The sequence below is a fragment of the Metabacillus niabensis genome, assembly GCF_902829255.1.
Classification (GTDB): Bacteria; Bacillota; Bacilli; order Bacillales; family Bacillaceae; genus Metabacillus; species Metabacillus niabensis.
Window position 1 is genome coordinate 1 of sequence record NZ_CADEPK010000283.1, and the last position, 9997, is coordinate 9997.

Annotated in this window: 21 protein-coding genes; 1 reads left to right on the forward strand and 20 read right to left on the reverse strand. The window is 33.5% G+C overall.

All coding sequences use genetic code 11. From position 1 onward, the window contains the following. Positions 1 to 33 precede the first annotated feature (33 nt). From HU235_RS16415 to HU235_RS16425, 3 genes are all read right to left on the reverse strand, one after another. Positions 34 to 324, reverse strand: a complete 291-nt coding sequence (locus tag HU235_RS16415) for a hypothetical protein (protein ID WP_174880896.1) — start codon at positions 322 to 324, stop codon at positions 34 to 36. Positions 325 to 476: 152 nt separating this feature from the next. Next, positions 477 to 1019, reverse strand: coding sequence for a tyrosine-type recombinase/integrase (locus HU235_RS16420; RefSeq protein WP_174880897.1), 543 nt, complete (start codon positions 1017 to 1019; stop codon positions 477 to 479). Then, positions 1020 to 1463 (reverse strand): ArpU family phage packaging/lysis transcriptional regulator, encoded by a 444-nt coding sequence (locus HU235_RS16425; protein ID WP_174880898.1) that lies wholly within the window; start codon positions 1461 to 1463, stop codon positions 1020 to 1022. It abuts the gene before it with no gap. Positions 1464 to 2007: 544 nt separating this feature from the next. On the opposite strand from HU235_RS16425, the gene HU235_RS16430 reads away from it, so the two are divergent. After that, the gene (locus HU235_RS16430; protein ID WP_174880899.1) at positions 2008 to 2820 is read left to right on the forward strand and encodes an ATP-dependent DNA ligase; all 813 of its coding nucleotides are present in this window, start codon (positions 2008 to 2010) and stop codon (positions 2818 to 2820) included. A 69-nt stretch (positions 2821 to 2889) separates the two neighbouring features. Here the strand turns inward: HU235_RS16430 and HU235_RS16435 are convergent, their stop codons facing one another. The 17 genes from HU235_RS16435 to HU235_RS16515 form a co-directional block, all read right to left on the reverse strand. After that, the gene (locus tag HU235_RS16435) at positions 2890 to 3711 is read right to left on the reverse strand and encodes a DNA adenine methylase (protein WP_174880900.1); all 822 of its coding nucleotides are present in this window, start codon (positions 3709 to 3711) and stop codon (positions 2890 to 2892) included. Positions 3712 to 3740: 29 nt separating this feature from the next. After that, positions 3741 to 4244 (reverse strand): dUTP diphosphatase, encoded by a 504-nt coding sequence (locus tag HU235_RS16440; RefSeq protein WP_174880901.1) that lies wholly within the window; start codon positions 4242 to 4244, stop codon positions 3741 to 3743. Next, on the reverse strand, positions 4204 to 4464 hold the full coding sequence (locus HU235_RS16445) for a hypothetical protein (RefSeq protein ID WP_174880902.1): 261 nt from the start codon (positions 4462 to 4464) through the stop codon (positions 4204 to 4206). Before HU235_RS16445 ends, HU235_RS16440 begins: the two co-directional genes overlap by 41 nt. 16 nt (positions 4465 to 4480) lie before the next feature. Then, positions 4481 to 4618 carry a hypothetical protein gene (locus HU235_RS16450; protein ID WP_170944204.1) on the reverse strand — a complete coding sequence of 46 codons (138 nt, stop codon included), beginning with the start codon at positions 4616 to 4618 and terminating at the stop codon, positions 4481 to 4483. A 30-nt stretch (positions 4619 to 4648) separates the two neighbouring features. Beyond that, positions 4649 to 4861 carry an XtrA/YqaO family protein gene (locus HU235_RS16455; RefSeq protein ID WP_174880903.1) on the reverse strand — a complete coding sequence of 71 codons (213 nt, stop codon included), beginning with the start codon at positions 4859 to 4861 and terminating at the stop codon, positions 4649 to 4651. A gap of 67 nt (positions 4862 to 4928) precedes the next feature. Then, positions 4929 to 5081, reverse strand: a complete 153-nt coding sequence (locus tag HU235_RS16460; RefSeq protein WP_170944202.1) for a hypothetical protein — start codon at positions 5079 to 5081, stop codon at positions 4929 to 4931. Beyond that, positions 5068 to 5232, reverse strand: a complete 165-nt coding sequence (locus HU235_RS16465) for a hypothetical protein (protein ID WP_174880904.1) — start codon at positions 5230 to 5232, stop codon at positions 5068 to 5070. The genes HU235_RS16460 and HU235_RS16465 overlap by 14 nt, the downstream gene beginning before the upstream one ends. Positions 5233 to 5351: 119 nt before the next feature. Next, entirely contained in the window at positions 5352 to 5876 is a 525-nt protein-coding gene (locus HU235_RS16470) for a hypothetical protein (protein ID WP_174880905.1), read from the reverse strand. A gap of 3 nt (positions 5877 to 5879) precedes the next feature. Further along, the gene (locus HU235_RS16475) at positions 5880 to 6041 is read right to left on the reverse strand and encodes a DUF6906 family protein (RefSeq protein ID WP_174880906.1); all 162 of its coding nucleotides are present in this window, start codon (positions 6039 to 6041) and stop codon (positions 5880 to 5882) included. Beyond that, complete coding sequence (locus HU235_RS16480; RefSeq protein ID WP_174880907.1) at positions 6038 to 6238, reverse strand: hypothetical protein; 201 nt, start codon at positions 6236 to 6238, stop codon at positions 6038 to 6040. Before HU235_RS16480 ends, HU235_RS16475 begins: the two co-directional genes overlap by 4 nt. A 210-nt stretch (positions 6239 to 6448) precedes the next feature. Then, positions 6449 to 7228, reverse strand: coding sequence for an ATP-binding protein (locus tag HU235_RS16485; RefSeq protein ID WP_174880913.1), 780 nt, complete (start codon positions 7226 to 7228; stop codon positions 6449 to 6451). Next, the gene (locus tag HU235_RS24905; RefSeq protein ID WP_217451454.1) at positions 7110 to 8072 is read right to left on the reverse strand and encodes a DnaD domain-containing protein; all 963 of its coding nucleotides are present in this window, start codon (positions 8070 to 8072) and stop codon (positions 7110 to 7112) included. The genes HU235_RS16485 and HU235_RS24905 overlap by 119 nt, the downstream gene beginning before the upstream one ends. 13 nt (positions 8073 to 8085) lie before the next feature. Continuing rightward, complete coding sequence (locus HU235_RS16495; RefSeq protein ID WP_174880908.1) at positions 8086 to 8265, reverse strand: hypothetical protein; 180 nt, start codon at positions 8263 to 8265, stop codon at positions 8086 to 8088. 369 nt (positions 8266 to 8634) lie between these two features. Then, positions 8635 to 8844 carry a hypothetical protein gene (locus HU235_RS16500; protein WP_174880909.1) on the reverse strand — a complete coding sequence of 70 codons (210 nt, stop codon included), beginning with the start codon at positions 8842 to 8844 and terminating at the stop codon, positions 8635 to 8637. A 30-nt stretch (positions 8845 to 8874) separates the two neighbouring features. Next, a complete protein-coding gene (locus tag HU235_RS16505; protein ID WP_174880910.1) occupies positions 8875 to 9387 on the reverse strand; it encodes a helix-turn-helix domain-containing protein in 513 nt (170 codons plus the stop codon). Between the two features lie 102 nt (positions 9388 to 9489). Next, on the reverse strand, positions 9490 to 9681 hold the full coding sequence (locus HU235_RS16510) for a helix-turn-helix domain-containing protein (protein WP_174880911.1): 192 nt from the start codon (positions 9679 to 9681) through the stop codon (positions 9490 to 9492). Between the two features lie 15 nt (positions 9682 to 9696). Further along, entirely contained in the window at positions 9697 to 9927 is a 231-nt protein-coding gene (locus HU235_RS16515) for a helix-turn-helix transcriptional regulator (RefSeq protein ID WP_174880912.1), read from the reverse strand. Between the last annotated feature and the right edge of the window lie 70 nt (positions 9928 to 9997).

Here is a 9997-nt window from a genome sequence, read left to right on the forward strand (position 1 = left end):
GATTACGCCATCAATTTAGAAGACCCTTTATAATTATCTTCTAACAACTCTTTTTATGTTCTTACCAAACATCTTTGTTGCTAATGAATGCATTTCATCGGTCGGTTTTAATCTTATAATATCGGAGACATCCTTTCCAACTACTTTTCGATTCCCCACTCTATATCCTTTTTTATTCAACTCATTTGCTACAATCGTCACATTTTCCTTTAGTACATATAATTTAATTGCTTCCTTTTCGAATGTATCAGCTCCATAATTTTCAACCATCTTTATAAAATTCTCTAACTCCTTTATTTTATTCCTTGCTTGTTCAATGTTCACTTTACATTCCTCCTATATTTCTTTAAGTACACTATAAAACATAGACTGTTGCACTCCCCCAAATCGCCAATCCCTTGAAATTACTGCATTAAAACATATTAATAAAATGAGTGCACGCAAGTGCAATTTATGTTGTAGTTATAAGAAAAAAATTAAAAGATTTGCTTGTCCATCGCTTCGTCTAATGCATCTTGGTTGATTCCAATATATCGCAATGTAATATGTTGGTCTGAATGATTAAACAATTCTTGAAGCAAGGCAATATTCTTTGTTTTTTTATAAAAGTGATAACCGAAGGTTTTTCTAAGTGTATGAGTGCCGATTTCAGATAATCTAATATGTTCAGCTGCATTTCTTAATATTCTATAAGCTGTTGAACGGTCTATTGCTCTGTTTTCCCCTTGTCTACTTTTGATTACATAATCACCATCATTTAATTTTTTTACATAAGGCATAATATCTTTTTTGATATATCCAGGTATCTTAATTCTCTTTGCCTTTGTTGTTTTAGTTTCCTTTATATTGATATGAGATTGGAGCAAATCCTCTTTCTTTAATTTCAATATATCTGATATCCTTAAACCTGTTGAAATTCCGAGAACAAACATAACAAAATTACGTTCGTTCTCTTGTCTTAAAAACTCCTTCATCTTTTCAATTTTCTCAGGGTCTCTAATGGGTTGTACATAATTCATTTAACAAGCCTCCTCTTGTTCTTCATAAACCTCAATCCTTAATGCTACAGCAAGTCTTAAAAGCGCCTTACCCTTAACGCGATAGTACTTTCTTTCACTCATGTGTAAATCTAAATAAACATTGTAATCAAAGGTATCTTCATCCTCCATGTATCTTTTGATTATGATCGCTCTTTCGTGATAAGATAAACGATTTACAGCTCGCTGAACCTTAGTAATAAATTGCTTACTTGTTCTTTCATAATCTGCATTCTTTATTGCGATACTTTCTGTTTGTGAATGATTTTGATTTGTCTGAGATGGAGGTAAAAATGAGAATGTTTGCGTAAGTTTAGGTAACTCTTCTTCTGGTACCGAGAATTTGAAGATACGGTATTTTTCTAATGCAGCTTCTACTGCTTTTTTCGTTTCTTCTCGATTGATCTCAGGTAATAACTGTTCCATGTTAACTCCTCCTTATTTCTCATACTTTTTTTGTATAAAAATAAAGAGGACACTAATCAAACAGCCATTTAATGCTGCAATGATTAGTGTCCTCACGCTTTCGGTCTTGGACTTCTTTTAAAATATTAATTTTGTGACAAGGATTATATTTATAGTTAAATTATAAATGTTATTACTCCTTTGTGATAGGAAGATAATATGCTAATCATATTTCTGATGATTTGTCTTGATGAAGAAGATTATAAGAGCCATGGTTACGGTCTCTTACCTTACTTCCCGAATTAATGAACTTAATTCGTTTTGGTTTAATTTGTTTATTGACTTACAATTTGAACAGTAAAATTGGTCTACACCACATAAAATAAAATAATACTGAATCACATAGTTTGATATACTTTGAGGCACTCCACAATATTGACAGAAAAATAGACAATTTTTATCCATCATTCTTCCCATCCCCTTATTAACTTATAGTTTGAATTAACTCCATTTCCCAGTAAATTCACAACAATTTTAATGATAAAATTAACATGAGGTGTTTTTTATGTTTATATCACCAATGTTACTTCAAAAATCTAATCATCCGTTTGATGATGATTCTTATATCACAGAGTTAAAATTAGATGGTATTCGTATTCTTTGGACTAAATTTAATGATAAAGTTAAAATCTATACAAGACATAACAATGAAGTCACTGCTCTTTATCCAGAGTTAACTGATATAGACTTACCAAATGGAACTGTTCTTGATGGTGAAATTGTTGTCCCAGATGAAAATGGTAAGCCTGATTTTGAAGCTACCATGGAACGATTTAGATCAAAAAATGTTCCTTACACTATTCAATACTGTGTTTTTGATATTATCCAGCATAATGGAGTAAAAGTTCATAGCTTATCCTTACTTGATAGAAAGGATTTACTAAACAAAATAATTCCTTCTAACCATCCTAGTATCACAGTTGTACAATGGATATCAGGTAAAGGTAATGCTTATTTTGATTTAGTTAAACAGAATGGCCTTGAAGGTATTGTTTTAAAAAAGTCTGATTCAGTTTATGACATAGGTAAACGTTCATACAATTGGTTAAAAGTAATCAACTATATGTATGAAGATGTTTACATTACTGGATTACTTAAAGATAAATTTGGTGTATTGCTATCATTCTTAGATGGTAAACCTGCGGGATTAATGGAATTTATATCACCAGTCGAACGTAAAAAGTTATATTCCATGTATAAAGTGAACTCTGAAAATGACAAGTTCTTTTTCATTGAACCTATTAAATGTCGTGTGAAATATAGAAATCTAACTAAGCTTGGAAAATTACGAATACCTTCTTTTGTGGAGTGGAAATAACTCCACATTATTTTTTAAAAACCACTCATATTAACTTCTCCTTTCTACAGTTTTCATTTGAATTCTGTACTAAATAACTTCAAATATATTCATTTGTCTATTCCTTTCAGTAATAGCTGGATTTAACCAAAGTACTTCTTGTTTTACAGTTGCAGCCTCAGTTTTTGCCATTTTTGCTACCTTAGACCATCCAACCAATAGTTCATTGTATAAATTACTATCATACCCACTAAGTATCACATATCCTTTATGTGAATTTAGAGTTTCTAGCAAACTTATATGTTGCTCATTATCCATTTCATGAGCATAATGACGTTTAGTACGTGTTTCTAATACATAAGGTGGATCAGCATAAATCAAACAATCCTCCCGGTTGTATCTCTCAATTAAAATAATTGCATCCTGATTTTCAATTTGCACCTTCTTTAATCGTTTTGTAGCTTCAAGAATTGTACCAGGTAGCCCATTCCAATCAGGTAAAGCATTAACAGTTGATATGTCAATATTATGCCTCCATCCTGTTTTATCCGATGTTTTTCCTCCTCTGGCCATCCAACAACGAATTAGGAAGACTCTTGCTCTTTCAACATCTGATATTTCTTGTCCAAGCTTTTCAAATGTTTGGTTATATTCCTCTCGACTGTAAGGTGTTAATTCAACTGCACTTGCTAATTCGTTTGGTTTTTCCCGTATTACTTTAAACAAATTAACGATATTACCATCAATATCATTTACAGTTTCTATTCGCGAAGGGGATTTATTAAACAATATTGCACCACTTCCAAAGAAAGGTTCGAGATACACGTTGTGCTCTGGCATTTGAGAAATTATCCAACTTGCCATGTTCCACTTTGAACCTACATAATTCAGTATCCGTTTCATTTTTACCATCTCACTTATTTCCTTTTTTCTTTAAGATCTCAATAACCGTTATCCTGCCTTTGATGATTCACTTTATTCTTATCTGTATATGCTTGTTCAATCTCATTCCATTCAAAGCCAATAGCTTTACCTAAAGTAAGATAACTAGCCAAAGTGCATTCATAATCATTAAGTCCAATAGCACTAACTCGATTCAAAAAATATAATGCATTTACTTTTCTAAACACTTCATTAAATTGATTCTCTAACGTCTTTTCATATGCCATTTCCCATATCTCACATTTTCTAAAATCTAAGTCGTTACCTATTGATAAAAGAAAATGCAAACCGTCGACATATTCTTTTAAGGCATTATCAGGTTTATTTTTCTTATTTGCCCAAAATTTAAATATCTCGGGTAATTCATTTGCTAGTTCTCCAATTTCAATTTGTAAAGCTAAAATCTTTTTTGAAAATCTATTTTCACCAACTTTAACTGGGTGTTCTTGTTCAATCCGTTCATCAAGAATCTTCTGCATTTCGAACAGCTTCTCTATATTCATGTGGCACCTCCTGAAAATATTCTTTTCCAAAATGCTTAACGATTTTATCTAATAGCTTAGGTCCTATACCAGGAACCTTGTTGAGACCATCAAATTTAGTAGCAAGGATGTATGTTGCACTTTGACGACCTTGAACTATACCTTGCTCAAATCCAACCTTAAAGCCATCGTTATAACCTTCTTGCCGAGCTTTTATGATTACTGGATTCTTCTTACCCAACAGCAATTCACTCTCCTTAGAAAAGTTTTCGCGTCGCTTTACCAATCATTCTCTTTTGAATTCGCTTATGCACAGTTCCCTGTTTAACTGCATTTACATCTCCTACAAATCTAGCTGTTTTATATAAAAATGAACGTAATTTTGAAAGACTCATACCTTTTCCTCCTATGGTTTCATCGATTATTTAAAAGAGCTCTCCCTCGTCAAAACTGACTTTGAAGGCTTTTCCTTTAGCTGTTTCAATAATGGTTTTTCCGTGGTGTACAGCTTCAAATGCTCTAGCTTTACCTTGGAAGCCATCTAAAATCATAACGATTACCTTATCTTCTTCTATCTTTGGTAATTCAGTTAATTGAAGTGTTTCTTCGCATACTTCTAAGTTTTTAAGTCTGTTCACCAGGACCACTCCTTGATATAATTAATTTGAGCGTATTAATTATGATCAGGTTGATTCCTGGTTTTTTTTATGAAATTTTATGTTTGATTAAAACTGCAGCTGGAATTCCAACATTCGGCCAATCGGCTCCCCAACGTCTTTTGTATTCATTGAGTGCCAGTTGGTCATTCTTCTTGCAAAGTTCATGAAGTTGAATTAATGGCATTTTAGAATAATTCATTGTTACCATCCTTTCTATTTTGCGGCCATCTCCAATCTGCTTGTCTAGGCTGTTTTCCGAACGGCTTTTTCTTATGCTTATTTCGATATTTCTCTAGCTCTTCAGGAGATAGATAAGAAACTTTAACTGGACCGTGAAGTGAATTTTTCATGGTTTTCCTCCTTTTCATAAACATAAGTTAGTGCAATAATTTGTGACTTTAATTTATAATCCATTGTGCTATCGTTAATCAGTTCAGCCCTAACCTTAAGAGGTTCCCTTTTAATTCGTTCAAGAAGCACGCTTTGTAATAATTTCACTCATTTCACCATCCTTTCCAAACAAACCATGCTTTCTTGGGAAAATCTTATCTTTTCGAGTTTGGTCGATGATAAGAATCGCTACATCAATAACATGTCTATCAAAATGTTTAGCAATTTCTAAGATTGATAAATTGCTTGTCCACAATCGTATAAACTCCGACACTTCTTTTTCATCCCAACAGAAATCAAAATCAACAAGTGATTCATAATATCGGTTCCTAGAAGATTTGAATTTCTTTTGTATTGATTGTTCTTTTGAAGAGTTCAATCCGTTACTCCTTGGTAACAAGTAACCATAATGAGCCAAGTCTATTATCAATAGAGCAATTTCATCGACTGGTCTGTAGAAATAGTCAGCAAGTTCAATGATGGAATCACCTTCATGCCATTTCTTTTGAAACTTCCCAACTTCACGCTTTGACCAAGATAAATTTAATTCTAAGAGAGCGATATAAATTTTTTGCCTTGGATCCCTTAATTCTTGTATTCTCATGTTTTACACCGCGGGAATTACTCTTAATCTTCCAGTTTCACGATGAGCAATATGTAATTCATGCTCATGTTGTAGATTCTTAACAATTAGCCAATTGTTAGGATTTAACCCAACTTGTTTAATTAACATTTTTTGATTTCTTGTAGGACGTTTACCTTGTTTCATATTGCTTCCTCCTTCTGTAATTGTTTTACCTTTTCAAAAATTGGTGTAAGGTCAGAAACAGGATAAGACTTGTTATTAATTTTCAAGTCATTTACCATCGATTGTTCAAGTTGAATCCTATCAATAAACTCAATAAAGTCTTTTTCACTTGTAATGTTCTTTGTATATCCAAGTGATTTAGAGGACTTATAGAACATCGTGTACTCCAAAGTTATCCAGAGAGGATAATTCATGCTGATTTAATCCCTAAACGAATTTCATGCTGCCTTAGCCTTTCTCTGAGGTATGCAGAACGAGCTTCCTGTTCCTCTTGGGTGTATGGTCCACACTTAGGACATGTTTGGAATAAAATTGTTCCTTGGGTATCATCATGAACAACCCTTTTTCCTTTGCATAAATTGCACATATTAAACACCTACCAATCTGTGATTCAAGACTTTGCGATCTCCCTTAATGACTACGATGTAATCCCGGCACATTTGAAAAATTCTCGTTCCAAGAGCTTCGTCAATATCCACTATTTCATCTACAGTTAGTTCGGATGAGATAAGAATTGGTTTATAGTTCAAATAACGATAATTGATAATTGAATACATTTGCTCTACTTGCCATTCAGTTGCCCTTGGTTTACCTCTAACAGGTTTGAATAAGTCATCAATAAACAGAACATCAATGTTTTTCATGCGGTCAAGTTTGATTTCTAATTCATTGAAATCGTCCTTTAAATCGTTAAATCCTTCTACGTAAGGGAAATAAAGAACAGGTACATGCAATCTTGTCATTAGGTTATTTGAGATAGCAGTTAGCAAATGTGTTTTACCTGCACCTGGTTGACCTAGCAAAGCAATGCTGTTATGCCTTTCGTGTTTTATAGATTCGTATTCTTGAAAATACTCAAGTGCAGCATTGTATACCTCTTTGATGATGCCTGGCTTACCATCTGTGATGAAGTTTTTAAACCCAAGTTTTTTGAATTCATCTGTGATTTCACTAGCTTTCATCAAATTTTGAGCCCTTCTCCATTTGATGCAGCTGCATCGAACCCATACTTCATTTCCATTCCTAACTTCAATAAACCCCATCTGGTCTTTGCATTTCGGGCACTTCGGAGTTTCCTTGTTTTGTGCGTAATCGTCCGACTTGTCCTCCAGTGATTGAGTTTCCATTCGGTTTTTCAATGACTCCATCACTTCTTGGATTGTTTTTGCCACTGTTTCCACCTCTCATTTCAAATTCTTTATCTAAAGCAATGACATCTGAGAGTGATTTAACATTTTGATTAACCCATCCCTTAAGAATCCCTTCAGCGTAATTCCATTTCTTTTGATTTTTAAGTGCACGTTTCATTGCTTCAATAACGATTTCTGGACTAGTGTCTTTTTCCCACATATCGATACATTGACCAATATAAGGACTTAACACTCCAAAATTTTGCTGATAAAAATCGGCCGCATCGACAACAGATGGTTCTTCTTGTTGTTGTTCTTTTTCTTCTTCTTTTTCTTCTTCTTTTTCTTCTTCTTGTCCACTTATCGTCGGCGTATCGTTGGACGTATCGTCAAAATCCTTGTCATTACTGGATTCTTCATTTTCTGAGGTATCGTTAGACGTTACGTAGTACGATTCGTATAATTTTTTAATATCTTTTTTCTCGACTCGTTCACCTACGAACTTAATCAATGAGATATCCTTAACCATTTTCAACTCAGTTTTTACACAATCAATGACTGGTTTACCACCACGATTAAAGTTGTATTTACCCCAATTTTTAATAGCGATCTCCCTTGTTTGATTGTTGTATAAGACGATTTTGTGATGCTTCGTAAATCTTTCTAATAAAGCATTAATGCTTTCTATGGAGTAACCCATATCAAAAGCCATTTGCTTTTTGGTAATTTGATAGATACCGATTTGAGTAGTATTTGAGTTTGTAAGGAGATAAAGGAAAAAGAACTTATCTTCCGGAGTCATTTCCTCAACGACCTTTGGATCATCCCAAAACTCTGTATGAACCATCCTGAATTTAGCCATGCTATTTCTCCTCTCAAGCAATAAATTCTTGTATAAAGAATCTGATTTCTTTATACTTTTTATTAAGTACATTCTTAGCGATTTCATTTGCTTCTGCTCTGCATTCTCTAACTGTGTCTGCAAACACAATTGCCGAGTAGATGGTTTTGAAATTGCTTTTTATTTTGACTGTAAAATCAATTTCGAATAGCATGTTTCCTCCCCTATTCTTTTTGTTTTTCATCCATTGAAAACCAGATAATAACTAAGCTCACCAGACAAAATAAAACGATAATTGAAGCTTGATAAAATGATGGATGCATAATTAAAACCTCCTTTTTTATAAAATTTGATGCATAGCTTGTCCTATATTTGCATATGTATTAGTAACAAGTTCACATCGTCATAACCAGGAGTGGGAAAAACTCTTGATATTAGGGGGAAAACACTCCTAGTTATGACGACAAGAGCTTATTAGTCTTGTCGTTCTAACTTATGCATGTTAGAATTAAGGTAGAATTTTTTAGGTAATATCCCTTGAGCAGTGAGTGTGCCCGCACTTGCTGCTTTTATATTGGATTTTTCATAAAGAAATTCTCCTTCTTTCTTCGCCTTCATTTACTAATTTCAAAGAAAGCACACACGCATCAATAACAGATTTTTCTTTTACATTCTTAAATTCAAAATTCGATTTCATAGCTCCGAGTGTATAAAACAGAAATTCATTTTGCTTACTTTGTGGTAACTTTCTTACCTGCACTATGATTTCTTGCCATTTATCTATATTTTTCATAAGAACACTCCTTTACTTCGCTTTTTTCGTCTATTTCTTATACCTTCGAGACTTCAAACTAACATGCCAAACTTTGAATATATCTTTCATAGAAAAACGATACTCTCTACAAAATGCAGCAACTAAGTTGACCATCGATGCAGCTGCATCCAGTACTTCTTTCATTGCCTTTCTTGCATCTTCTCTTTCTTCTTCAGTAAGAGCGTTTGATGGCTTTTCCCATCTGATGTTTTTCAAATGTTCAAGCGCTTCTGCAGATTCTAATTTTGCTAGATAAAGCATGTTTAACGGTTGATGATTTATGTAATCCCCATCGAAGTAAGGGATGCTAACGTATCCTGATGTTTCTTTCCATCCGTGGAAATATGTTTCTGGGTCATCTAGTGTTTTAAGAATTGGTTCGTACATATCTTTAGGTAATTGACGTTCACCTGTTTCATACTTTGAAATACTTTCTCGTGAGCAAGGGACTTCTATTGCAACATCCTGTTGAGATAGTTTTCGTCTCTTTCTCCCTTCGGCCAAGTGTGTACCAAAGGTCATATGATCATCTCCTTTTTGTACCAAAATGGTTCTAGTATTGTGAATTGCTAAACTAGTAATATTAAAATTAATTAATATAAGTTTTTATATAAATGGTGGCTTTTATATTGCCTCCTTAATGATTTTCACTTCCTGTTCTTTAATCCATGCGTCGATTGTTTCAACACTAAAAAGAATGCGGCGACGAACTCTAAAATGTGGGATTTGCTTTTCTTTTACCATAGTGTAGACAGTATCAGGGTGAACACCTAGATACTCAGCTACACCTTGAACAGTTAGTTTTTTATATCCCATAGGGTAGGAACCTCCTTATGCAGTAATATTTTTACCCGAAATGTGTAATTCATTCTCAAAAAAAAGCTCGTTTACATCAACGTTAAGTATTTCGGAAATTTGTTTTGCTTTTTCAAGACTCGGCTTTGTTCTGCCCATCTCGATATTTGCATAGCCACTGGCATATTTATAACCTAATTTCTTTGCCATAAAGGTTTGTGATTTTCCTTGGATTAGTCGCTCATCCCTTAGTTTTTTTAATACCATTATTAACACCCCACTTACTCATTTCGTGTAACTCTTGACTAAATATTAACTTACTCAATATGTGTAAGTC